This window comes from Streptomyces hokutonensis (assembly GCF_042751305.1).
Taxonomy (GTDB): domain Bacteria; phylum Actinomycetota; class Actinomycetes; order Streptomycetales; family Streptomycetaceae; genus Streptomyces; species Streptomyces hokutonensis_A.
The window spans coordinates 133521-155284 of record NZ_JBHYWD010000023.1 but is presented as its reverse complement, the minus strand read 5'-3'; the positions used below and the strand labels follow the sequence as shown (position 1 = coordinate 155284).

Genomic DNA, 21764 nt, shown 5'->3' with positions numbered 1-21764 from the left:
GGGAACAGTTCCGTGCAGGTAACCCGCCAGCGTCGGATCAACGAGAAGAACCAGGTCAACCTCTTCGGCAGACACGTCGGCCGCCGGGCACTGATGGTCACGACGGGTATCGCCGTCGCCCTCGGTGTCACGGGCACGGCGGTCGCCTCGACATACCAGTTCGGCACCCAGCAGGTCGGGCAGACCACCGCCAACGGCCAGGTCATCTCCAGCGACCAGTACATCAAGCCGTACGGCAGCCGTACCGTCATCAACGACGGCAAGATCATGTCGTCCACGGTCAGCCCGGACGGCACCCACTTCGCGGCCTCGATCGCCGACGGCGACGCCTCTCTGGTGGTCATGGACCTGACTACTGGTCAGATCAAGCAGAAGATCGGCACCAACGCGGCGGACGACCTGCGCATCAGCAGCGGCGCCGTCGGCCAGGAGGGCCCGACCTACTCGCCCGACGGCAAGCAGCTGTGGCTCGGACAGGCGAACGGCTACACCAAGTTCACCGTCAACGCCGACGGAACCCTCGCCGCCCCCACCGCCGTCCCGATCACGGCCGACGGCGCCAAGCAGGCCCTCGTGGGCGCGGCCGTCTTCTCCGCCGACGGCTCCACGGTCTACTCCGCGGTCAACGGCCAGAACAAGGTCGTCGCCATCGACGCGGCCACCGGAACCATCAAGCAGACCTGGGCAGTCGGCAACGCCCCGCGCGGAATCGCGCTCGTCGGCGGCAAGCTGTACGTCAGCAACGAGGGCGGGCGCCCGGCGAAGGCCGGCGACACCACCATCAACTCCTACGGCACCGACGTGCCGGCGAACCCCAACACCGGTGCCAGCACCACCGGAACGGTCAGCGTCATCGACACCGCCGACCCCTCCGCCGCCGTCGGCACCATCGCCGTAGGACTGCACCCGACCGCCGTGTACGCCAAGAAGGGCGCGGTGTTCGTCACCAACACCGCCGACAACAGCGTCTCGGTCATCGACACCCGCAAGGACAAGGTCGTCCAGACGATCGCCACCCAGCCGTGGCCCGAGGCGTCCGTGGGCTACGAGCCGAACGCGGTGACGCTCACCGACGACGGCCGTCTGCTGGTCACGCTCGGCCGCGCCAACGCGGTCGCCGTCTACCGCTACAGCTCCCCGCAGCAGCCCGCCCGCTACGTCGGCCTGCTTCCCACCGACTACTTCCCGTCGGGCATCACGGCCGACGGCAAGCAGATCGTCGTCGCCAACACCCGTGGCGTGGACGCGCTCCGCCCCGACGCGGCCGGCCACAACACGCACGACACGACGTCGAGCCTCACGCAGTTCACGCTGCCGAGCGACCTCGTCGTCAGGTCCCAGACGGCCAAGGTCTTCAAGCAGAACGGCTGGACGCCCGGCTCGGTCACCACGGCCAAGGGCAGGAGCTACACGAAGGCCGTCCCGGTCCCCGCCCGGCTCGGCGACCCCTCGACGATCAAGCACGTCTTCCTGCTCGTCAAGGAGAACCGCACCTACGACCAGGTCTTCGGCGACCTCCCGCAGGGCAACGGCAACGCCTCGCTCACCCAGTTCGGCGAGAACGTGACGCCCAACCAGCACGCGCTGGCGCAGCAGTTCGGGCTCTACGACAACTTCTACGACATCGGCACCAACTCCGCCGAGGGCCACAACTGGCTGATGCAGTCGGACAACCCGGAGTACACCGAGTCCTCGGCCGGCGAGTACACGCGCAGCTACGACACCGAGAACGACGTCCTCGGCCACCAGAAGACCGGGTTCATCTGGACCGGCGCGCAGGCGGCCGGCAAGTCCGTCAAGGACTTCGGCGAGTTCCAGTCGCTGGAGACCAAGCCGGCCGGCGCGACCTGGCAGAACCTGTACTGCGACAGCAAGAACATGGCCGCGACGGGAGCGGGGACCGCCTACCCCATCAAGACGGGCTCGGCGATCCCCTCCCTCAACAACGTGTCGGTGCAGGGGTTCCCGCTCTTCGACCTCGATGTCCCGGACATCTACAAAGAGCAGATCTGGCAGCAGGACTTCGACAAGAGCGGCCCGGCGAACCTGAACATGTTCTGGTTCTCCAACGACCACACCGGCGGCCCCGCGAATGCCGCCGCCGAGGTTGCGGACAACGACCTCGCGGTCGGCCGGATGGTCGACAAGATCACCCACAGCAAGTACTGGAAGGACTCGGCGATCTTCGTCGTCGAGGACGACTCCCAGGCCGGCCTCGACCACGTCGACGGCCACCGCGCCCCGGTCCAGGTCATCAGCCCCTACGCCAAGCACGGCACGGTCGACGACCACTACTACTCGCAGATCACCATGGTCCGTACCGTCGAGCAGATCCTCGGCATCCACCCGATGAACCAGCTCGACAGCGCGGCCACCCCGATGTACGGGGCGTTCACGAGCAAGGCCGACGACACCCCGTTCACCGCGGTCCCCAACCGCACGTCCCTCACCCTCGGCGTGAGCCCCCAGCCGTCCTGCGGCTCGGACACCCCGGCGGCCCAGGACACCCTGGCGGCACCCGCACCGACGTCCGTGTCGGTACCTCCGGCCGAGAAGACGCTCGCGGCCGAGTGGAAGACCTGGGCGTCCCACCAGCGCCTCACGGGCCCCAACGCGGTCCCCGACTACGCCAACCCCACCCAGATGAACCGCTACACCTGGTACCAGACCCACAACTGGACCAAGCCCTACCCCGGCGACAAGAAGCTCTACACGCCGGACGAGGTACCGGGCGCCTACCTCCCGTCGCCGGAGTCCGACGGCTGACCGGAGCCCCGGCCCGTCAACGGTCCCTGACCGGCGTCACCGCCGGTCAGGGGCGTACCGCCACCGCGTCCACCTCGAACAGCATCCCGGGCAGCGCGAGCGAGGCGACCCCGCTCAGCGTCTGGGCCGGCAGACGGTCGCCGAAGTGTGCGTGCAGGGCCTTGCCCAGGGTCTCCAGCCTGGTGAGGTCGTGGTCGACGACGAACGTGCCCAGCCGCACCACGTGCTCGAAGCCGAGGCCCACGCCCTCCAGGGCCGCGCGGAGCCGGGCGAAGGCCACCTCCACCTGAGCCGCGAAGTCGCCCGGAACCGGTGCGCCCGTCTCGTCGGACGCGTACTGGCCGCCGATGAAGACGAGTTCACCGGGTGCCGACACCGCGTGGCTGTAGCCGAACGGCGTCGGGTCGTGGAGCGTGGGCGGGTTGGTGATCGTGCGGGTGTCGGCGCTGTCGTTCTTGGGCGTCATGGACGGGAAACGTCTCGCATACTCCGACCATTCCGCGGGGAACTGCGCGACCGGCCACGACGGCGCAGCAGCCAACTGACTACCCGTCCTCAGGCAACGGACACCCCGAGCGACCCGACCCCGGACAGGTCATGGGCCCGAACGCTGTTACGATCCGTCGCCGCCCGCCCCAGCGCGTGATGCGGCCACAACCCCCCGGCCACCCGCCGCGACCGCTCCCCCCACTCACGAGCCTCGATCCCACCGGCCTTGTAGTGGTTGAGCGCATACCCCCCGGAGTGAACCCGCAGCAGCAGAAACCCACCGGGATAGTCCTTCGCGGCGGTGACCTCCTGCTGCACGACATGCGGCGCCCGCACCAGCGGCGTCCGCTTGTTCCGGTGGGTGTGCCCCGCGTGGTGCAGGAAAACCCCCGGCGCCGAGGCATACGCGTCGACGATCGCGCGCGCCTGCCGCCGATCGAGCTGCTGCCCCCGAGTCACCGGAAACACGGAGTCCCGTACGGTCAGCGGATGGTGGCCGAAGACGACGGTCGGCCGGTCCGGTTCGGCCCTCAACCGGCCCCGGAACCAGGACAACTGCTCCTCGCCGAGCCCACCCGCGTCACCCCCGTTGCCGGCCTTGGCGTACGTGTCGAGGCCGATGATCCGCAGCCCGCCGAGATCATGCGCGAAGTACCCGGGCCCGTCGCCGAAGCCCTCCCGGAACCCCTCGTGGAAGGTGTCGGCGGAACTCCCCGCACGGTCGTGGTTGCCGCGTACGACGAGGTAGTCCCGGCCGAGCGTGCCGAAGCCGTCCAGGATGCGTCTGGCCTCGGCCAGGTCCCGCGGCGATCCGCCCGCCGAGATGTCCCCGGCGGCGAGCAGGACGTCCGCACCGCGCCGCCTGGCCTCCTCGACCAGGGCCCGGGTCATGATCTCCGGATAGGCGGCGAGGCCCGCCGCCTGCGACACCCCGCGCAGCAGCGGGAAGCCCGCCATGCGGCCCGCGGTGGTCTCACCGAGGTGCAGGTCGTTGCAGAGGGCGATGGACAGCAGGTGCCTGCCGGGCGGGGGCTGGGGCGTGGTGAAGGAGTACGTGCCGGTCAGCGAGCCGAGCCCGTGCCGCGAGGTGCCGACGGCGTTCCCGCGCACGTGCTGCAACGGCGTCGGTACGGCGGTCACACCCCGGGAGCGGGCCCGGTAGTAGTACGTCTGCCCGGGCTCCAGGCCGGTCAGCTCCACCTGGTGGTGCGCGGTGGGCCGGTCCTCGGCCGCGACGCGGTTGAGCCGGGCCGGGTGGGTGCCGTAGGCGACCTCGCCCTCGGTGACCGCGGGGAGCGGGTGGCCGAAGCCGTCGTCGGTGCCGGGTATCCGGGTGTGCCAGGTGATGATGGCGCTGTCCTCGGTGAGGGTGACCAACTCCAGGTGGACGGCGGCCAGTTGGCGGAATCCGCCGCGTCCGGGACGGGCTTGGGCGGCACGCAGCAGCGCGGGGGCGAGGAGCGTGCCGGAGCGCAGGACGTCGTAGGGAGTGGGGAGCGCGGAGAGGGCCGCGAGGGGAGCCGAGAAACAGCAGCGCATACCCCATTGTTGCCCCGGTGCCGTGAACGCCGGCCGTGGTGCCGACGGCCGTAGCCGTACCAGTGCGCTACGACAGGGCGGTGCGCACTGCCCTGACCAGCGCCTGCGCCCGTGGATCAGCCGTCACACTCTTGCGGAACGAATTCGTCACATACCCGAGCGCGATGCCCGAATCGGGGTCCGCGAAGCCGAGCGCGCCGCCCCGGCCCGGGTGCCCGAAGGAGCCGGCGGAGAGGAGTGGGGACGCGCCGCCGTGCAGCATGTAGCCGAGGCCGAAACGGGTGTTGATCACGAGGACGCGGTCGGGGCCCGAGGAGCGTTCCGTGCGGGCCAGCTCGGCCGTCTCGGGGGTGAACAGCCGTACCCCGCCGTCGACTTCGCCGATCAGGGAGGCGTAGAAGCGGGCCAGGCCGTCCGCCGTCGCGATGCCGTTCGAGGCGGGGAGTACGGCGGCCCGGTATGCCGGGTCGTTCTCGTCCGGCATCGGCGTGATCGCCCCGAACGCGCGCCGGGTGAGGGAGTCGGGGTTCGCGTAGGCCTCGGAGACCGAGCGCTTGGGGCGTACACGGAGGACCCCCGCGTCCGCGGTCGGCGGCGCCTCCATCTGCGCCACCCGGCCCACCCGCCCCGCCTCACCGGACGGCAGCCCCACCCACAGATCCGCCCCGACCGGACGCGCGATCTCCTCCGCGATCCACTCACCGATCGACCGGCCCGTCACCCGGCGGACGAGCTCACCGGTCAGCCAGCTGTACGTCTGCGCGTGATACCCGTGGTCCGTGCCCGGCTCCCACACGGGCGCCTGCGCCGCCACGGCAGCAGCGCCCTGCACCGGATCGGCGGCCTGTACCGGGGTCAGCGGGTGGTCCAGCACCGGCACACCCGCGCGGTGCGCGAGCAGGTGCCACACGAGCGTGTGTTCCTTGCCGGCCGTCTTGTACTCCGGCCAGTACTCGCCGACCGGAGCGTCCAGGTCCAGTTCCCCGCGCTGTGCGAGCAGGAGCAGTACGGCCGCCGCCACGCCCTTCGTCGCCGAGCGGACGATCTGGGCCGTGTCCCGCTGCCAGGGCGCGGTGCCGTCGACGTCCTTGGTGCCGGCCCACAGGTCGACGACCGGGTGCCCGTCCCGGTACACGGTCACGGCCGCGCCCCGGTCCCCGCGCACCTCGAAGTTGGCGGCGAACGCCTCCCTGACCGGCTCGAAGCCCTGGGCCACCACGCCGTTCACGTCCACGTCCGCACTCCTGGTCCCGCCGATCCGCTGTCCTACCTCAACCAAGCAGGATCGTGACGTCGATGTTCCCGCGCGTCGCGTTCGAGTACGGGCACACCTCGTGGGCCGCGTCCACCAGCTTGGCCGCGATGCCCGGGTCGAGGACCGGGAGGGACACGCTCAGGGCGACGGCGAGGCCGTAGCCCTTCTGCTTGTTGGGGCCGATGCCGACCTTGGCGGCGACCGTGGAACCGGTCAGGTCGAAGCCGGCCCTACGGCCGACCAGGACCAGCGCGTTGTGGAAGCAGGAGCTGTAGCCGGCCGCGAAGAGCTGCTCGGGGTTGGTGCCGTTGCCGTCGCCGCCCATGGCCGGGGGCATCGCGACCTGGAGGGCGAGCTGGCCGTCCTGGCTGCTGACATAGCCGTCCCGGCCGCCGTGGGCGGTGGCCTCGGCGACGTACATGATCTTCGTCGGGCGGGTGTCGACGGCGGTGTCGTCGGCCATGGCGGGACCTCCCCCAGAACGGAAACACAGGACGGAAATACAAGAGTGGGCAACTACATCGTGCACAAGATACTGACCGGTAGGGCACCCACCGCCACCAGGGGGTAGCAACCGCGGGTAACCCGAGGTCAGCGGGCCCGTTCCGCCGCCGCCCCGGCGCGCTCCGCGAGCCGCCACAGCTCCGCGCGCAGCCGCACGACCTCCGGCATCTCCAGCTCCGTCGCCGCGAGCAGCGCGCCCGGCACCCGGGCCGCGCGTTCTCGCAGCGCGCTGCCGCGCTCCGTGCACGCGACCACCACCGAGCGCTCGTCGTGGGCGGACCGCTCGCGGTGGACGAGTCCGGCCGCCTCCAGGCGCTTCAGGAGCGGAGACAGCGTGCCGTAGTCGAGGCGCAGGGCGGTCGAGAGATCCTTGACCGTGCTCTCGCCGCGCTCCCACAGCACGAGGAGGACGAGGTACTGCGGGTAGGTCAGCTCCAGCTCCTCAAGGAGCGGGCGGTACGCGGCCGTCAGCGCGCGCTGGGCCGCGTACAGCGCGAAGCACAGCTGCTCGTCGAGGAGCAGCGACGTATGGTCCTCGTTCGTCACGCGCCCATTGTCACGGACCGCGGGTCGAACCCGAAGGGCAACTCCAGACGATGGGCCCGCATCAGCGCGTCGTCGGAGAGGAGTTCGCCGGTCGCGCCGTCCGCCGCGATCACGCCCTCGCTCAGGATCAGCGAACGCGGGCACAGCTCCAGGGCGTACGGCAGGTCGTGCGTGACCATGAGGACGGTCACGTCCAACGACCGCAGGATGTCGGCCAGTTCGCGACGGGAGGCGGGATCGAGGTTGGAGGAGGGCTCGTCGAGGACGAGGATCTCCGGTTCCATCGCGAGCACGGTTGCCACGGCCACCCTTCGCCGCTGCCCGAACGACAGGTGGTGCGGCGGACGGTCCGCGAAGTCCGTCATCCCCACCGACTCCAGTGCCGTACGCACCCGTTGCTCCAGCTCGGCTCCTTTCATCCCGGCCGCCGCCGGGCCGAACGCCACGTCCTCGCGGACCGTCGGCATGAAGAGCTGGTCGTCGGGGTCCTGGAAGACGATGCCGACCCGGCGCCGGATCTCCGCCATGTGCCGCTTGCCGACCGGGAGTCCGGCCACCGTCACCGTGCCGGCGCCGCCGGTGAGGATGCCGTTGAGGTGCAGGACGAGGGTGGTCTTGCCGGCGCCGTTCGGGCCGAGCAGGGCGACCCGTTCACCGCGCGCGACGGTGAAGTCGACGCCGAACAGGGCCTGATGGCCGTCGGGGTAGGCGAAGGCCAGCCCGGAGACATCCAGCGAAGGGGAGTCGGTCACAGCGTCCATCCCAACAGACATACGACAAGGGCGGCACAGGGCAGTGCGAGGGCGTACGACCACTGCGCCCGGGACGCGGTCACCTCGTCGATCACCGGCATGGAGCCCGCGTAACCCCGGCTCACCATGGCCAGATGGACCCGCTCCCCGCGTTCGTAGGAGCGGATGAACAGCGCGCCCGCCGACTTCGCGAGCACGCCCCAGTGGCGGATGCCCCGGGCCTCGAAACCCCGTGACTCGCGGGCGATCCGCATCCGGCGCATCTCGTCCGTGATGACATCGCCGTAGCGGATCATGAAGGACGCGATCTGCACGAGGAGCGGCGGGAGCTTCAACCGCTGTAGTCCCAGGAGGAGTTCGCGGAGTTCGGTGGTGGCGGCGAGGAGGACGGAGGCGGCGACGCCGAGCGTGCCCTTGGCGAGGACGTTCCAGGCGCCCCAGAGGCCGTTCACACTCAACTCGAGGCCCAGGACGGTCACTTGCTCGCCCTCCGCGACGAAGGGCATCAGCACCGCGAACGCGACGAAGGGCACCTCGATCAGCAGGCGGCGGAGGAGGAAGCCCGCGGGTACGCGCGCCGCGTGGGCGACCAGGCCCAGCAGCACGGCGTACGACCCGAACGCCCACATCGCCTCGCGCGGGGTCGACACCACGACCACCACGAACGCGAAGACAGCGGCCAGCTTGGTGTGCGGCGGCAGCGCGTGGACGGGGGAGTGGCCGTGCCGGTAGAGCCGGTGGGCGTGGCCCGCGCCCATCTCAGGCCGCCTGGGAGGAAGTGGTACGGCGCTTGCGGACCGCCCAGAAGACGCCCGTGCCCGCCACGACCGTCACGCCGACGCCGATCACGCCCGCCAGGCCGCCGGAGAGCCGGGCGTCCTCGACATCGCGGACGCCGTAGTCCGCAAGGGGGGAGTCTGCCGAGGCGTGCTCCTTCGCCGCGCGGTCGATGCCCTGGTCGGCGGCGACCTTCTCCAGGCCGTCGGGGTTGGAGGAGGCGTAGAAGCTGACGAAACCGGCGAGGAGGAGGGAGGCGGCGAGGCCGGTGAGCCACACCTTGCGGTGCGAAGTGCTGCGCGCGGGGGCCAACTGAGGGGCCGCGTCGACGAGTTCGCCGTTCACGCGGAGCTTCAGCCGCTGCTCCAGGCCGCGCGCGCCGTACACCAGATCCGGGCGTACGGCGATCACCGCGCCGACCGTCAGCGCGGTGATCGCGGCCTCGCCGATGCCGATAAGGACGTGCACGCCGATCATCGCGGTGGCGACCTTGCCGAGGGAGACGTCGGTGGTGCCGCCGAGGCCGTAGAGGAGGGTGAAGACCAGGGCGGCGGCGGGGACGGAGAGCAGGGCGGCGGTGAAGGACGCGGCCGTGATCGAGCGGCGGGTGCGGGGCAACATTTTCACCAGGCCGCGGAAGGCGGCGTAGGCGACGATCGTGGTCGTGATCGCCATGTCGGTGATGTTCACGCCGAGTGCGGTCAGGCCGCCGTCCGCGAAGAGGATGCCCTGCATGAGCAGGACGACCGAGACGCAGAGGACGCCGGTGTACGGGCCGACGAGGATCGCGGCCAGCGCGCCGCCCAGGAGGTGGCCGCTGGTGCCGGCCGCGACGGGGAAGTTGAGCATCTGGACGGCGAAGATGAAGGCGGCGACCAGGCCGGCCAGCGGTGCGGTGCGTTCGTCGAGTTCGCGGCGCGCACCGCGCAGGCTCACGGCGATGGCGCCGGCCGCGACCAATCCGGTCGCGGCGGACACGGGGGCGTCTATGAATCCGTCAGGGACATGCACGGGATGATTTTAGATGGTTGTTGCGAGTTCTTTGCAAGAGCGAGAGAGTCCCCGGCCGCTGTGTGAGATCTGTCGCCCCGAGGGGCGCTCCCGGGAAAATATGCGACATTGGGGTAGTGGAAGCGGATGCACAGCTTTCACACAGGTCACTCAGCGTAAGGGGCCGCCCGATGTCCGTAGTCGAACAGTACGCGCGAGCCCATATCGTCACCGACGAGGACGTGGACCGGCTGGACCCCGCCGCCGTGCCCGTCGTCCTGCGGTACGACCCCGAATCCGATCCGCGAACCGTCCGTATCGACCTGCCCGGACCGCATGCGTGGACCTTCGACCGCGAGCTGCTGGAAGAGGGGCTGCGCGCCCCCGCCGGCAGCGGCGAGGTGCGCGTGTGGCCGTGCGGGCGGGTGCAGGCCGTGGTCGAGTTCCACTCCGAACAGGGCGTCTCCGTCGTCCAGTTCGAGACGAAGACGATCATGCGGTTCCTGCGGCGGACCTATACGGCCGCCGCACCCGTCGGCACCTGAGCCTCAGCCGCCGAGGCTGCTGCCCAGCTTCAGCAGGGCCGCCACGATCGGACCCGCCGTGTCGCCGCCGTGGCCGCCCGCCTGGACCACGCCGGCGGCCACGAGGTCGCCCTTGTACGCGGTGAACCAGCCGTTGGGCTTCTTCTGGCCGTCGACCTCCGCCGAGCCGGTCTTCGCGCCGTAGTCGGAGCCGAGCCCGGCCATCGCCTTCGCCGCCGTGCCGTAGTCCGCCGTGTACTTCATGACCTCCTTCAGCTCCGACTGCGTCGTCGACGACATCGTGCGCGAGGCCTTCGCGATCGTGCGGTTGTCGACCGTCGGGGAGACCAGGTACGGCTGGTGGAAGGTGCCCGTGTCGACGGTGGCCGAGACCGACGCCATGTTCAGCGGGTTCATGCGGACCCCGCCCTGGCCGATCAGCGAGGCGCCCATCTGCGCGCCGCTCTGCACCGGGATCGCGCCGTCGAAGGTGGGGACGCCGATGGCCCAGTTGTTCATGCCGAGGCCGTAGACCTGCTGGGCCTCCGTCGTCAGGTCGCTGTTGGACAGCTTGGGCGCGAAGTTGATGAAGGCGTTGTTGCAGGAGGCCCCGAAGGCCAGCTTGAACGTGCCCTTCTTGATCTCCGAGTCGTCGTCGTTGTGGAAGGTCCAGCCCGCCAGCTTGTACGTCTTGGGGCAGGGGTGGGACGCGTCCGGGGTGACGAGGTTCTTCTCGAAGAGCATCGTCGACGTCACGATCTTCATCGTGGAGCCGGGGGCCAGCGAGCCCTGGAAGGCCACGTTGAAGCCGTGCGAGGCGTTCGCGACGGCCAGGATCTCGCCGGTCGACGCGCGCATCATCACGACCGAGGAGTTCTTCTGCTTGCTCACCTGGGTCTCGGCCGCCGCCTGGAGGGTCGGACTGAGCGTCGTCTTCACCTTGCCCGGCGTGCCCTTGCTCAGCTCGACGAGCGTCTTGTCGGACTCCTTGGACGTCTTGCCGCGGACCACCCGCAGCTCGATGCCCGCCTTGCCGCCCGCCTTCTTGCCGAACTTCTCCCGCAGCCCGTCCAGCACCGGCCCCAGCGACGGGTACTTGGCCGTCGTCAGCTCGCCGCCGTCCCGGTCGTAGGCCTTGATCGGCGGAGTGCCGGACTCGCCCGTCACCAGGGTGTCGCCGTCCGCGAGATCCGGGTGGACGACGGAGGCGTGCCACTGCACGTACGGCTTGCCGTCCTTCGCGCTGCGCACGACCGTAAGTGAAGTGGCGTACGTCATCGGCTTGGTGAGGCCCTTGTACGACACCGTGCACTTCACGGTGAAGGGGACCTTGGCGCCGGTGGGGGTGCCCTCGGTGACGGTGACGCCCGTCATGTGGGCGTTCTTGGTGTAGCCGGTGAGCAGCGCGGCGGCGGCCGTCGACCTGTCGGTCGCGGCGGCGGCCTGGGTGACCTTGCCCTGCTGCCAGTCGGCCAGGTACCGCTTCGCGGTCGTCTGGACCTCGGCCGCCGTCAACGGGCCCTTCTTGACGGCCTTGTGGTCGGCGCTCTGGGTGCGCGCCTCGGCGGACGCCCCGCCGTCGTACAGCGCGTAGGCGCCGACGCCCGCGCCGACGACGGCCACGGCGATCATCCCGCCGACCATGGCGGGTCTCGCCTTCCGCCGCTCGGCGGCGACCTTCTTCTTGCCCCTCGTGCCCACAGTTCCCGATCCTCCGCGAATCCCCTTGGGCCCCCGTCGCCCTCAGCCCTCACACACCCCAACGACCACGCCCACCCTAGAGTCCCGTCCTGTGCGGGTGAGTTCACTTTCCACGCGGAGTGAGTTCAGCCACTCGCCGCCAGTACCGCCCGGACGATCGGTCCTGCGGCGTCGATGCCGTGGCCGCCGTCCTGCGTCATGGCCGCCGCGGCGACATCGCCCCGGTAGCCGGTGAACCAGCTGTTGGACTTCGACTGCCCGTCCACCTCGGCGGAACCCGTCTTGGCGCCGATGTTCGGGCCGAGCCCGGCCATGATGCCGGCGGCGGTGCCACTGGTCGCGGTGCGGTACATCATCGCCCGCAGCTGCGCCGACGTACTCGCCGACAGGCCCTGCGCGGTGGCCAGTTGGCGGTCGTCGAGACTCTGCGCGACGAGCACCGGCTGCCGGAACGTGCCCGTCTTCGCGGTCGCCGTCACCGACGCCATGTTCAGCGGGCTCATCTGCACCTGGCCCTGGCCGATCAGGTTCGCCGCGGTGTCCGGGCCGCCGGACGCGGGCACCGAGCCGTCGAAGGACGGGATTCCGGTCTTCCAGTTGTCCCGGCCGAGCCCGAAGCGGTCCTGAGCCTCCTTGGTCAGGGAGTCGACCTTGACCGAGTCGGCGAACTTCACGAACGCCGTGTTGCAGGACCGGGCGAAACTGTCGGCGAGCGTCGCGCCCTCGTCCGGCTTGAGACCGGTGAGGTTGTGGAAGGTCTGGCTCTCCGACACCGCGGACGGCGGACAGGGCGCGGGCCCGTTCATCGTCGTCAGCCCGGTGTCGATGAGCGTGGCGGCACTGATGATCTTCATGGTCGACCCGGGCGCCAACTGCCCAAGGAACGCGGCGTTGAAGCCGTCGTCGCGGTGGTTGGCGATCGCCAGCACCTGCCCGGTGCTCGGCTGGAGCGCCACGACCGACGACTCCGAGTACTTCGTCACGGCCTTCTCGGCGGCGGCCTGCGCGCTCGCGCTGAGCGTCGTGCGCACCTTGCCGGCCTTGCCCTTCTCCAGGGTCAGCACCGTGGTGTCGGCCGAGCCCTCGGCCTGGTGCTTGATCGCCAGCTCGATCCCCGGCGAACCGCCCGCCTTGTCACCGTACTTGGAGCGCAGCTCGTCGAGGATCGGCCCGAGCGACGGATACTTCTCCTTGGTCAGCACGGTCCCGTTCCGGTCCACGGCCTCGATCGCCGGGCTCGCGGACTCCCCGGTGACGAAGGTGTCGCCGGTCTTCAACTCCGGGTGGATGACGGCCGGTTGCCAGTCGACGAGGGCCCGCCCGGTGGTCTTGCCCCGCACGACGGTCAGTCGGCTGCTGTACGTCAGCGGCTTGGACTTCCCGTCGTACGACACCGTCGCCTTCACCGTGAACGGCACGGTGGCCCCGGTCGCCGAACCGGGGGTGATCTTCACCCCGGTGATGTGCCCGGCCCCGCTGTAGGACTCCAGCACGGTGTCGGCCGCCGCGTCGTTGTTCGTGTACGACGCCGCCGTCACCGCCTGCCCCTTCTCCCAGGCCGCGAAGAACTTCGCCGTCGTGTCCTTGACCTCCGACGCGCTCGGCGGCCCGCTCTTCACGGGCGCGGGCCCGCCGGAACCGCCCACACCCGAACTCCCGCCCAACGCAGACACGAGGTTGTACGCCCCGTACCCCGCCCCTCCCACCATCACGGCGAACACACTGCCGATGACGGTGGCTTTTACCCCCTTGCGCATGGGTCGTTCCCCTCCCCGTTATCAGTCCCTCGACTGTATGGGGCGTGGGGGAAAGCTGTGAGGGGTGTTGCCTTTTGTTGTCCTAACGGAGACCGGCGACGAAGGGGGACCAGACGGAGGCGGGGAGGAGCAGTACGGGGCCGTTCGGGACCTTGGAGTCCCGGACGGGGACGATGCCGGTGACTCCGTCGGCGACCTCGACGCAGTCGCCGCCGGTGCCGTTGCTGTAGGTGCTCTTACGCCAGCGGGCGGCGCCGGGGAAGGCTTCGGCGACTTCCAAGCATTCGCCGCCGGTGCCGTTGCTGTAGCTGCTCTTACGCCAGAGGGCGGCGCTCAAGTCGGTCTTCGTGCTTGCCATTTCGATAGTCCTCTGCCGCTGCCTGGATCATGGCCAGGGACGCCTCGGGTGACAGTGCGGCGGCCCTGAGCAGATCGTACGACTCGCGGTAGTCCTTCACGAGCGCCGGATAGTCGATGAGTTGGCCGCTGTGCAGGCTCTCGACGTACACCACCGGTGGGGCGTCGGCGAAGGTCATGGTCCTGGTCATGCCCATCATGAACGGGTGGGTCGAGGAGGTTTCCGGGACGATCTGCAGAATGGAGCGAGTGGTCGTGATGACGTGCGCGACGTGCTCCAGCAACTCGGTCATTCCGTCATCGGCGAGTACTCGGCGGCGGAGCACGGACTCGTCGAGAATCGCCCAGAACGCAGGAGGGTCGTCGGCCTCGAAGAGGCTGGCTCGTCCCATCCGGGCGGACACCTTCTTCTCCACCTCGGCGTCCCTGGCCCGAGGCATGGCGGCTCGTACGATCGCGCGGGCATAAGCCGATGTCTGGAGCAGGCCAGGCAGCAGCATCGGTGCCCAGTCCTCGATAGTGCACGCGTGCTGCTCCATCTCCGCCACATCGGCGAAGTACTCCGCGTGCCCCGACTGCTTCGCCTTCCGCGCGTCTTCACAGCGGCGCTCGAAAAACCCGTCCGTCCCGAGGACCTTGTCCACATGCCGGGCCAGATCCAGCGGCATCCGCCGCTCCCCGTGCTCGATCTGGCTCAGGAACGGCACCCCCCGATAACTCCCCTCCGCCAACTGCTCCAGGGTCAGCCCCGCGAGTTCCCTCTTGAAGCGCAACTCCGCGCCGTAGAAGGACGGGACGTTCGCCGACGCGTCGGTGTCCTTGCGAGGGGGCACAACTCACCACCGCCATTTGCTCGTTGACAGGCGTAACTCGAACTCCTTTCACGGTAGGGCCTGTCACGTCACTGTGTGAGTGATTCGTCACAGAGAGCACAGGAAGGCGCACGTCGAGATGCCCCCACACCCCACCCCCGGCCATGCCACTCCCGCCGACCCCTACGACACGGTCCTCTGCGTGGAGGAACTCCGCGACGCCCTCGCCGCGCACGGCATCACACTCCCGTCACTCCGCGCGGACCTGCCCAGCTTCGCGGGGACCTCCGGAGGCTCCAAGGGGCTGGTCGCGCTGGGCAACTGCAACCTCGACACGGCCCGCCGGCTGGCCGCCGTACTCCGAGAGGCGGCGGGACGGTGAACGCGACGCACTTCGAGGCCGCCCTGTTCGCCGTACCGAAGGCGGTCCCCGAACTACGGCACGCGGTGCGCGGTTACCTCGGCGGCGACGGCCCGCACCCCGAAGTGGAGCTGTGCGTCAGCGAGTTGGTGAGCAACGTCATCCGGCACGTGGGGGAGGGCACGCCGGTACGGGTGCGGGTCGCCCGGGTCGGCCCGGACGACGACCGGATCCGCGTCGAGGTCACCGACCCCGACCCGCGCGCCCTGCCCGTCCTGCTGGACGCCACCACCGACACCGGCCTCGGCGCGGAGTCGGGGCGCGGGTTGATGCTGCTGGACGCGGTGGCGGTGCGGTGGGGGGTGGAGCAGGGGGTGTCCGGGAAGGTGGTGTGGTGCGAGGTGCGGGGGTGAGGGTCCTGGGTTCGGTACACCCAGGTGTCCAGCCACACGCTTCCCCTCCGACTTACAGGGCAAGCCAGTTCGGCCGGCTGCGCCTTCGGGTTCTTGAAGGGCCGGTTGGCGCCCCGACTCGTGCCGCCGGTTCAGCTGCGGGTGTGGGACGGCCCGGAGGGTTTCGGCCTCACGAGGGGCTGCCGGGGCGGACCGTGAGGTAGGTCCAGTTGCTCCACACGCTGCCGGTCTGTGCGCCCTTGGCCGGCGGTGTGTAGTGGCCGCGGATGCGATAGCGGTCGTTGCTCGCGAAGAGCTTCAGAGCCCGGCCATAGCCGTACCACCCGTCGCCGTACAAGGGCACGCAACTCTCTGAGGTGGCCTGGTGCCAGGCCCCCGAGTAGTAGTGCTCGAGGTACACCGTCGTGCAGCCGCCGGACTGGCGGGGAGTGACCTGGAGGTCGAGGCCCATGTTGACTTCGGACTTGTAGAAGACCTGATAGGTGGTGGATCCGACGCGGGTGGTGGCAAGCGGGTACTGCATCGCCGTCCGGACCGTCGGCGTGAGGGTCGCACTGGTGGTCACCGTGCGCGGCGCGTAGCGGTAGTCACCCGCGAAGGCCGCGCTGAAGACGGTGTTGCGGGTGACCTTGTAGTACGCGACGAGGTTCCCGTGCGCGTCGACCTTGCCGCTCTTGAGCTGCGCCCGCGGCTTGCCCGCGGGCTGGTCGTACAGCGTCACGAGACGGGAGTTGTACGTGGTCCCCAGATGCGCGGTGACCTTGACGGTCGCGCCGGAGTGGTACGACTTCGCGTCGGTCGTCACACTCAGACCCGGAGCGGCTCGGGATACCTGCACCTTCGCCGACGCCGTGACCGGGAGGTAGGACGTGCCACCGTCGTAGGTGAAGGCGTACGTGTTCGCGCCGCCGACCTGCGGGGTGTCGTGGAAGGCGAAGCTGCCGTCGGCGGCGACGGGCACGGTGCCCACCGAGTAACCGGAGAGGTGCGCCGGGTCGGTTTTGACGACGTGGACCGCGCCGGTCGTCACATGCGCATGCGGCCAGGTGAGTCGCCCGGTGACGGTCATCGGCGCGGCACGGTCGTCGGCCGAGGGAGCTGTCAGCGTCATGGTGGGCGCGTACTTCGCGACGGGTATGTCGAAGGTCTGGCCGGCCGGGGCGTAGTGGCCGCTTCCGGAGTAGTCGACGCGGAAGCTCAGTGCGCCGGTGAGGGGAGCGGTGCCGGAGACGTAGTAGGAGCCGAAGAAGTCGATCGGCACGCGTGCCGGAGTGGTTGTCGGGTCCGAGATGAGCACGCCGTCCGGATCGGCGTCGTCGTAGCGCGTGATCCGTACGGTGCCCGGAATCATGGATTCCCCGGCACTGAGGGCAAGGGGCGAATCGAAGCCCGCCCGGAACGAATAGGCCTCGCCCGGGGCCAGTGGAGTGGTGGTCGAGCTTCCGTGGAGACGGACCCACGCGGTTTCCGGGGTACGAGTGATGTGGAGCGTCGGCGATCCCCCGGTAGCGTCCACGGCCACGCCGTAGACCCGGCTCTCGTCCGATGCCCAGGCAAGGCCGTGTGCGGCCAGGCGCAGCGGAGAGTCGTAGCCGTACTCGGTGTAGTCGCCCTCGCCCGTTTCCGGAAACGTGGACAGGCTTCGGTCGCCGCTGGCCATGGTCCCGTCCGGAGCCACAGCGACGGTGGCGTACATCCCGTCGGCGAACCCCCCATCCGCTACGAGATCAGAGGTTCGGAACCGTTGGGTGCTCGCGTTCAGGTCCTGCTCGGACGAGACCGCCAGATGCCGGCCGTCCGCGGTGACCGCAAGGTCGCTGAGATCGCGGAAGGGCAGCGCCTTCGCGGCTTTCCGGGTCAGCGCACCGCCCTCGGCCTGGTATGTGACGAAGGCGGAGGTGTCGCCCGTCTGTACGGCGGCCGCGAGTACGCCGGAGGGCGTCGGGGTCGTCGCCAGCATCGGCTGTGCTGCCCAACTGCCGGAATCCTGCCGCAAAGTGACCGTACCGGCCCCGTCGACGGATCCGATGCCGCCGGCGCCTGCCGTGCCGTACCCGAACCAGAGAGTGCCCCCGGCGACGGCCAGCGAGTCCGGATGGGTGCCCGCGCCCGTGCCGTAACGAGCCGACTCGGTCCGGTTCTCCGTGCTGATCGCCGCGATCGCGTCCTGGTCCGGGAGAGCCACGTACAGCGCGGATCCGTCGTCGGAGAGGGCGAGACCGGTGGCACCCGGCTCACCACTGATCATCGTCGGGTTGCCGCCGTCGAGGTCGGTGACGAGAAGGCCGTCGGTGCCGGCGCCGCCGCTGATGTACAGGTGTCCGTGCCTGGCGTCGACGACCATGTGCGCGAAGTGCGCGATCGGCAGCGGTATGTCCGACGCCGCGTACGAGTCGACCGCGCCGGGACCGATGACAGTCGTCAGTCCCAGGAGCAGCGCTGTGATGGTTGGCGGCGAGAATCGCGCCAGCTTCATGAAAGGCCCCCCACATAACCTTCACGATCAAGGAGCGCAACCTAGCACGGGGATGGCCGGGCCCTGACAACAGGTGGGCTTTGTCGGCCTACCGGTCATGGCCGCGATGCACGGTTGCGCCGCCCTCGCGGTAGCCGGCGGGATTCCCACCTGTGCAGAAGGCTCGGACGTTCAACGACGATGGCGCGGCAGACTGCCGCGCCATCGTCGTGCAACTGCCCAGCTAGACCCAGGTGTCCAGCCACATCCGCGACCGCCACTGATCAATAGGAATCGACGTCCCCGTGTACAGCGGCCAGAAGTAGATGAAGTTCCAAGTGATCAGCAGGACCAGTACCCCCGCGCCCACCGCGCCCGTGACGCGGCGGGTGTCGCTGGAGCCAGGTGGGCCGATGATCGCGCCGATCAGCATCGCGACCGCGAGACAGAGGAACGGGAGGAAGACGATCGAGTAGAAGAAGAAGATCGTGCGGTCCTGGTAGAGGAACCAGGGGAGGTAGCCGGCCGCGACGCCGCAGGCGATCGCGCCCGCGCGCCAGTCGCGGCGGAAGGCCCAGCGCCACAGGACGTAGAGGATCGCGAAGCAGGCGGCCCACCACAGCAGCGGCGTGCCGATGGCGAGGACCTCGCGGGCGCACTTGTCGCCCGCGTTCACCGGGCAGCCGTCGGCGCCGGGGGAGGGGGACTCGTAGAAGTAGGAGACGGGGCGGCCGTCGACCAGCCAGCTCCAGGGGTTGGACATGTACGTGTGCGGCGAGTGCAGGCCGACGTTGAACTCGTAGACCTCGTGCTCGTAGTGCCACAGGCTGCGCAGCCAGTCGGGCAGGACGTGGCTCCAGGTGCCGCCCTTGCCGTCGGTCGCGGCCCAGTTGCGGAAGTAGCCGCCGGTGCCGTTGGCGGGGGAGAGGATCCAGCCGATCCAGGAGGTGAGGTAGACGGCGAGGGCGACCGGGATGGTGGCCAGGAAGCCCAGGCCGAGGTCGTGCTTGAGGACCGCCACGTACGCGTTGCGGGCGCCCGCGACCTTGCGGGAGCCGACGTCCCACATCAGCATCATCACGAAGAACGCGGCCGTGATGTAGAGGCCGTTCCACTTGGTGCCGATGGCGAGGCCGAGCAGCAGGCCCGCCGTCCAGCGCCAGGGGCGCCGGCCGAAGGAGAGGGTGTCGCCGGTGTGCGCGTCGGGGCGGACCCGGCCGTAGGCGTCGGCGGGCAGCGCCGCCGCGAGTTTCTCCCGGGCCCTGTCGCGGTCGATCAGCAGACAGCCGAACGCGGCCACCACGAAGAACATCAGCACGCCGTCGAGCAGCGAGGTACGGGCCATCACGAAGGCCAGGCCGTCCAGCGACATCAGGACGCCGGCGACACAGCCCAGGAACGTGGAGCGGAAGAGCCGGCGGCCGATGCGGCACAGCATCAGCACGGTCAGCGTGCCGAGCAGCGCCGTCATGAAGCGCCAGCCGAACGGGTTGAAGCCGAAGATCAGCTCGCCGATGCCGATGACGTACTTGCCGACCGGCGGGTGCACGACGTAGGCCGCGTCCGTCGGGATGGTGACGTGTCCGCCGGTCTTGAGGATGAGGTCGTTGGCGTTCTTGTCCCAGTTGACCTCGAAGCCGCGGTGGACCAGCGCCCAGGCGTCCTTGGCGTAGTACGTCTCGTCGAATATCACCGCCTTCGGACTGCCCAGGTGGTAGAAGCGCATCACGCCGGCCATCAGCGTGACCAGCAGCGGGCCGCCCCAGCCCGACCAGCGGGTGAGGCGGTCGACGAGCCCCGGCGAGAAGCCGAGCGCCGCCCACAGCCGGGGGCTGGGCTCCGCGTACGGCGGCGTCAGCCGGTCCCGTACGTCGCTTCTGGGCCCCGCCGTGTAGCCGAAACGGCGCAGCCGCTGCTGCCACGACGGCCGCTGCTCTTGTGGGGCCTGGCCCTGCCGGGTGTCCGTGGAGGACGCGGTACTGGTCACCGCGCCATCGTAGGGAACAGCGCTGTGTGAGTCCCGTGCATGGGCGGTCTCGGTCCGGATGCGTCCGGATCTGTCGGCCCTGCGAGGATGGGGACGTGACTGGAACCCTTGTTTTGGCGGGCACCCCCATCGGCGACATTCAGGACGCCCCTCCCCGGCTCGCGGCGGAGCTGGCCGGGGCCGACGTGGTCGCCGCCGAGGACACCCGGCGGCTGCGCCGGCTGACCCAGGCGCTCGGGGTGCAGCCGAAGGGGCGGGTCGTGTCGTACTTCGAGGGCAACGAGTCGGCGCGCACCCCGGAGCTGGTCGAGGCCCTGGTGGGCGGGGCGCGGGTGCTGCTGGTGACCGACGCGGGGATGCCGTCCGTGTCCGACCCGGGGTACCGGCTGGTCGCCGCCGCCGTGGAGAAGGACATCAAGGTGACCGCCGTACCGGGACCGTCCGCCGTGCTCACCGCGCTCGCGCTGTCGGGGCTGCCAGTGGACCGGTTCTGCTTCGAGGGGTTCCTGCCGCGGAAGGCGGGCGAGCGGCTGTCGAGGCTGCGGGAGGTGGCCGGTGAGCGGCGCACCCTCGTCTACTTCGAGGCGCCGCACCGGCTCGACGACACCCTCGCCGCGATGGCCGAGGCGTTCGGCGCCGAGCGGCGGGCCGCCGTCTGCCGGGAGCTGACGAAGACGTACGAGGAGATCAAGCGCGGCCCGGTCGGCGAGCTGGCCGCGTGGGCGGCGGAGGGTGTGCGCGGCGAGATCACGGTCGTGGTGGAGGGGGCGCCGGAGCAGGCCGAGGAGCTCGGCGCGGAGGAGCTGGTGCGGCGGGTGCGGGTGCGCGAGGAGGCGGGGGAGCGGCGCAAGGAGGCGATCGCCGCGGTCGCGGTCGAAGCGGGCGTTCCCAAGCGCGAGGTGTTCGATGCGGTGGTGGCCGCCAAGACCGCGCAAAAGCCTCTCTGAAGCCTCCGCGGAAGCCTCTCTGAAGCCTGCCCGAAATCCCCGCCGACCCCGCCCGGAAATCCCCCCTGAGCTGGGGCGGAATCCCCTCTGAGCAGGGCGCTCCTCCCATGAGCGTGCGCCCCATGGCGGGGCAAAGCGCGGTCGCCGAATGCAAAGTCCCGACCGGGTCGGAAGGGCGATTCGACAAGGAAAGTCCAAATCGCCTCCAACAGTCGACAGGACTGGTGCGTCAGTCCTGCCCGAGGCGTCCACTGGAGTGAGGGACGTACCCGTCCCTCGCCTCCATCGGGATTCCGGGGGGAATCCCCTCGCCGGGGGCGCTTGTCCAGCGGAAAGCAAAGCAGGAGCTGGCATGAGTGAGATCGCAGGGCAGACCGGCCTCCGGGGCGCTGCCACCGCCGTGGTGAACGAGTCGTACTCCTTCGCCTGCATGCGGTGCGGGCACGGCTGGGAGCAGGCATACGAGATCGAGCACCACGTCGACACCGACGGCCACCAGTTCGTGATGTACGTGGCGGACGGCCAGGTCGTGCCGTCGCCCCTGAGCCGCCCCGCGTGCCACAACTGCGACGGGCATGTCGTGCGCATCATGCGGGCCGGCCAGGTGTCGTCGGTACGGGACGCGGCGCAGCGGCAGTACCAGGCGCCCAGGCCCCGCGCGGCGGCGGCAGCGGTGGCGGAGGACGGCGCGGACGCCACGGACGAGACCGTGACCCCGCTGCCGGAGACCGGGGAACACCACCACTGGCACCTGTCCGACCTGCTGCACCCCTTCCACCACCGCAAGGCGAGCTGACCGCCTCCGGCGACCGGGCGGGCATGCCCCTTTCGT

20 protein-coding genes are annotated in these 21764 nt (G+C 70.0%); 6 read left to right on the top strand and 14 right to left on the bottom strand.

The window, feature by feature from the left end; translation table 11 throughout:
- Positions 1–12 precede the first annotated feature (12 nt).
- Positions 13–2766, top strand: a complete 2754-nt coding sequence (locus tag ACFXC1_RS40820; protein WP_381252586.1) for an alkaline phosphatase family protein — start codon at positions 13–15, stop codon at positions 2764–2766.
- A gap of 46 nt (positions 2767–2812) precedes the next feature.
- Here ACFXC1_RS40820 and ACFXC1_RS40815 read toward each other — a convergent pair whose 3' ends face one another.
- From ACFXC1_RS40815 to ACFXC1_RS40780, 8 genes are all read right to left on the bottom strand, one after another.
- The gene (locus ACFXC1_RS40815) at positions 2813–3232 is read right to left on the bottom strand and encodes a RidA family protein (RefSeq protein WP_381252583.1); all 420 of its coding nucleotides are present in this window, start codon (positions 3230–3232) and stop codon (positions 2813–2815) included.
- 89 nt (positions 3233–3321) lie between these two features.
- Complete coding sequence (locus tag ACFXC1_RS40810) at positions 3322–4794, bottom strand: purple acid phosphatase family protein (protein ID WP_381252580.1); 1473 nt, start codon at positions 4792–4794, stop codon at positions 3322–3324.
- Positions 4795–4861: 67 nt separating this feature from the next.
- Positions 4862–6028 carry a serine hydrolase domain-containing protein gene (locus tag ACFXC1_RS40805; RefSeq protein ID WP_381252577.1) on the bottom strand — a complete coding sequence of 389 codons (1167 nt, stop codon included), beginning with the start codon at positions 6026–6028 and terminating at the stop codon, positions 4862–4864.
- 37 nt (positions 6029–6065) lie between these two features.
- Positions 6066–6512 carry an organic hydroperoxide resistance protein gene (locus tag ACFXC1_RS40800; RefSeq protein ID WP_381252575.1) on the bottom strand — a complete coding sequence of 149 codons (447 nt, stop codon included), beginning with the start codon at positions 6510–6512 and terminating at the stop codon, positions 6066–6068.
- Positions 6513–6640: 128 nt separating this feature from the next.
- Positions 6641–7099: a MarR family winged helix-turn-helix transcriptional regulator gene (locus tag ACFXC1_RS40795; protein ID WP_381252572.1), complete on the bottom strand. Its 459-nt coding sequence runs from the start codon at positions 7097–7099 to the stop codon at positions 6641–6643.
- Complete coding sequence (locus tag ACFXC1_RS40790; protein ID WP_381252570.1) at positions 7096–7860, bottom strand: energy-coupling factor ABC transporter ATP-binding protein; 765 nt, start codon at positions 7858–7860, stop codon at positions 7096–7098. The genes ACFXC1_RS40795 and ACFXC1_RS40790 overlap by 4 nt, the downstream gene beginning before the upstream one ends.
- The gene (gene cbiQ / locus ACFXC1_RS40785; RefSeq protein ID WP_381252568.1) at positions 7848–8609 is read right to left on the bottom strand and encodes a cobalt ECF transporter T component CbiQ; all 762 of its coding nucleotides are present in this window, start codon (positions 8607–8609) and stop codon (positions 7848–7850) included. The genes ACFXC1_RS40790 and cbiQ overlap by 13 nt, the downstream gene beginning before the upstream one ends.
- Before the next feature lies 1 nt (position 8610).
- The gene (locus ACFXC1_RS40780) at positions 8611–9639 is read right to left on the bottom strand and encodes an energy-coupling factor ABC transporter permease (RefSeq protein ID WP_381252566.1); all 1029 of its coding nucleotides are present in this window, start codon (positions 9637–9639) and stop codon (positions 8611–8613) included.
- Positions 9640–9809: 170 nt separating this feature from the next.
- On the opposite strand from ACFXC1_RS40780, the gene ACFXC1_RS40775 reads away from it, so the two are divergent.
- Positions 9810–10163, top strand: a complete 354-nt coding sequence (locus tag ACFXC1_RS40775) for an SsgA family sporulation/cell division regulator (protein WP_019066592.1) — start codon at positions 9810–9812, stop codon at positions 10161–10163.
- Between the two features lie 3 nt (positions 10164–10166).
- Here the strand turns inward: ACFXC1_RS40775 and ACFXC1_RS40770 are convergent, their stop codons facing one another.
- From ACFXC1_RS40770 to ACFXC1_RS40755, 4 genes are all read right to left on the bottom strand, one after another.
- Positions 10167–11786 carry a penicillin-binding transpeptidase domain-containing protein gene (locus tag ACFXC1_RS40770; protein ID WP_381252620.1) on the bottom strand — a complete coding sequence of 540 codons (1620 nt, stop codon included), beginning with the start codon at positions 11784–11786 and terminating at the stop codon, positions 10167–10169.
- Between the two features lie 182 nt (positions 11787–11968).
- A complete protein-coding gene (locus tag ACFXC1_RS40765; RefSeq protein ID WP_381252564.1) occupies positions 11969–13600 on the bottom strand; it encodes a penicillin-binding transpeptidase domain-containing protein in 1632 nt (543 codons plus the stop codon).
- Positions 13601–13682: 82 nt separating this feature from the next.
- Positions 13683–13958 carry a DUF397 domain-containing protein gene (locus tag ACFXC1_RS40760; RefSeq protein WP_381252562.1) on the bottom strand — a complete coding sequence of 92 codons (276 nt, stop codon included), beginning with the start codon at positions 13956–13958 and terminating at the stop codon, positions 13683–13685.
- Entirely contained in the window at positions 13915–14790 is an 876-nt protein-coding gene (locus tag ACFXC1_RS40755; RefSeq protein ID WP_381252560.1) for a helix-turn-helix domain-containing protein, read from the bottom strand. Before ACFXC1_RS40755 ends, ACFXC1_RS40760 begins: the two co-directional genes overlap by 44 nt.
- Positions 14791–14908: 118 nt before the next feature.
- Between ACFXC1_RS40755 and ACFXC1_RS40750 the strand changes: the two genes are divergently transcribed.
- Together ACFXC1_RS40750 and ACFXC1_RS40745 are read left to right on the top strand one after the other, a co-directional pair.
- On the top strand, positions 14909–15151 hold the full coding sequence (locus ACFXC1_RS40750) for a hypothetical protein (protein ID WP_381252558.1): 243 nt from the start codon (positions 14909–14911) through the stop codon (positions 15149–15151).
- Positions 15148–15543: an ATP-binding protein gene (locus tag ACFXC1_RS40745; protein ID WP_381252556.1), complete on the top strand. Its 396-nt coding sequence runs from the start codon at positions 15148–15150 to the stop codon at positions 15541–15543. Before ACFXC1_RS40750 ends, ACFXC1_RS40745 begins: the two co-directional genes overlap by 4 nt.
- A gap of 169 nt (positions 15544–15712) precedes the next feature.
- Here the strand turns inward: ACFXC1_RS40745 and ACFXC1_RS40740 are convergent, their stop codons facing one another.
- Together ACFXC1_RS40740 and ACFXC1_RS40735 are read right to left on the bottom strand one after the other, a co-directional pair.
- The gene (locus ACFXC1_RS40740; protein ID WP_381252554.1) at positions 15713–18019 is read right to left on the bottom strand and encodes a YncE family protein; all 2307 of its coding nucleotides are present in this window, start codon (positions 18017–18019) and stop codon (positions 15713–15715) included.
- 223 nt (positions 18020–18242) lie between these two features.
- Entirely contained in the window at positions 18243–19985 is a 1743-nt protein-coding gene (locus ACFXC1_RS40735; protein ID WP_381252552.1) for a dolichyl-phosphate-mannose--protein mannosyltransferase, read from the bottom strand.
- Between the two features lie 95 nt (positions 19986–20080).
- Here ACFXC1_RS40735 and rsmI point away from each other — a divergent pair, with 95 nt between their 5' ends.
- Positions 20081–20932, top strand: coding sequence for a 16S rRNA (cytidine(1402)-2'-O)-methyltransferase (gene rsmI, locus ACFXC1_RS40730; RefSeq protein WP_381252550.1), 852 nt, complete (start codon positions 20081–20083; stop codon positions 20930–20932).
- Between the two features lie 352 nt (positions 20933–21284).
- Positions 21285–21728 (top strand): hypothetical protein, encoded by a 444-nt coding sequence (locus tag ACFXC1_RS40725; RefSeq protein ID WP_381252548.1) that lies wholly within the window; start codon positions 21285–21287, stop codon positions 21726–21728.
- The last annotated feature ends 36 nt before the right edge of the window (positions 21729–21764 follow it).